General features: G+C 44.8%; 3 protein-coding genes. 1 reads left to right on the top strand and 2 read right to left on the bottom strand.

Features of this window, described 5'->3' with window-relative positions:
* Positions 1–205: 205 nt before the first annotated feature.
* Entirely contained in the window at positions 206–757 is a 552-nt protein-coding gene (locus tag PBAL39_RS24415; RefSeq protein ID WP_157274206.1) for a thioredoxin family protein, read from the top strand.
* A gap of 63 nt (positions 758–820) precedes the next feature.
* Here PBAL39_RS24415 and PBAL39_RS24410 read toward each other — a convergent pair whose 3' ends face one another.
* Together PBAL39_RS24410 and PBAL39_RS24965 are read right to left on the bottom strand one after the other, a co-directional pair.
* On the bottom strand, positions 821–1,438 hold the full coding sequence (locus tag PBAL39_RS24410) for a carbohydrate-binding protein (RefSeq protein WP_050784391.1): 618 nt from the start codon (positions 1,436–1,438) through the stop codon (positions 821–823).
* A 101-nt stretch (positions 1,439–1,539) separates the two neighbouring features.
* Complete coding sequence (locus tag PBAL39_RS24965; protein WP_008246860.1) at positions 1,540–1,722, bottom strand: hypothetical protein; 183 nt, start codon at positions 1,720–1,722, stop codon at positions 1,540–1,542.
* Between the last annotated feature and the right edge of the window lie 33 nt (positions 1,723–1,755).

Below are 1,755 nucleotides of genomic sequence, written 5' to 3'. Positions count from 1 at the left end.
AAACAATAAACCAATTTAGCAAAAAATTATAGTAAATATTTCACGAATAGCTTTAAAAAATAATATCAGACCTCCACCATGAATACCACAGGATGTTATGAGAAGTTGTCATTGAAATTCATTAATTTATACCGATTTATGCTGAGCACTCCGATACCTAACCGGTAGTACCACCATAACACAACCTCACTCAATTACCATGAATATGAAACAATTTTTTATGACCCTCTGCGCCGTATTTTTCTTTCTTGGAAGTCAGGCGCAAAGTTCAATCAAATCAACTGATGTCCTTTTAAAAGAAGCCCGGCAACAGGCAGCTAAAGAAAACAAAAAAGTCTTTGTGATCTTTCATGCATCCTGGTGTCATTGGTGTCATAAGCTGGATACCGCGATGGCAGATGCAAGTTGCAAACCGCTGTTTGAAAAAAGTTATGTGACCTGCCACCTTACAGTCTTGGAAAATGGAGATAAAAAATCCCTTGAAAATCCCGGAGCAATGGAATTGCTTAAAGCTCACCATGGTGATCAGCAGGGCATTCCCTTCTGGCTGATTTTTGATAAAGACGGTAAACTTGTGGCTGACTCCCAGATCAGACCTGAAGGTGCTTCACTGGACACACAGGGAAAGAACATTGGCTACCCTGGCTCTAAAGATGAAATTGCCGAGTTTCAGAAAGTACTCAGGAAAACCTCAAAGCTGAGCGAAGCAGAAATCACGTTAATTGGCGAACGTTTCGCAGCATTAAAAGGAAGTTAGCAAATGAAAAAAGGCAGCCCCGAGCGGTGCTGCCTTATCAATTACAATTAAACAACGGAGCATCTATTTGATAAACTGAATGCTATCGAAATTAAACCCTCCGGTATTCATATAAACCTTCAATTGCTGTATACCTTTTTTTAAAGGCACATTTTTTACATCTACATCTTTAAACTTTAACCATCCCCCTGTTGCCGGAACCGACAAACCAGATACCAACGCGCGGCCATTTGATTGCAGGCTGATACGACCGCCGGCAGCCTCTGCTGCTACCCGGAACCTCAGTGTGTAATTTCCAGCGGCAGCGACGTTGACCGTATACTGCAACCATTCCCCGTCCGCAATGTGCCCAACAAAATAACCTTCCTGCGGCGCTTCATGCTGACCGATATCTACGCCATCATTGCGATACATACGGCCCCTGTTGCCAATTCCATTCTGCTGGGTGGACACATGGTAATCTGCGGTATCGGTATCAAAGTAAGCCGATCCGTTAACCCCAAGGTCATAATCTACCGCAGACAGACTGACAACGGGATTGGTCTTGATCAGGTGTTCCCTGAAGGGTTTGGTTTCCGAAGAAAAAGGCTGTCGGAACATCGCATCAATCACATCCTCATGAAAGATATTGCGCGCATACTTTAAGTCTTCTGCAAATTGTGTCAGTCCTTTCAAAGCCACATCAGCAGCAGGCTTTTCGCCCTTGCCGTTCCAATAATCAAGTACGACATCATAATCCGGATTAGAACGAATCTGCAGCGGGTTGTTATGTCCCAGTTTCTTCAGGGGCCACCAGGCCCAGCCAATATTGTTCTTCTCAAAAGACGGATCGCTTCCGTAAACCAGACGTTAGAGTTCTCCCCAGTTTCGCCCAGCCAGACCGGCACATTTTGCTCGTCCCGGGCCTTGAGCATTCCCTCCGCAGAAGCCTGGTCGTTGAAAGCCCAGTATTTGTGGAAGCTCAACACCAGGTATTATCCCATAGCGGGAATATGCCA

The sequence above is a fragment of the Pedobacter sp. BAL39 genome, assembly GCF_000170795.1.
Classification (GTDB): domain Bacteria; phylum Bacteroidota; class Bacteroidia; order Sphingobacteriales; family Sphingobacteriaceae; genus Pedobacter.
This window is presented reverse-complemented; position numbering and strand designations above follow the sequence as displayed.

Coding starts and splice junctions, on each gene's coding strand:
- PBAL39_RS24415 (WP_157274206.1), top strand. CDS start 206: ATGAAACAATTTTTTATGACCCTCTGCGCCGTATTTTTCTTTCTTGGA.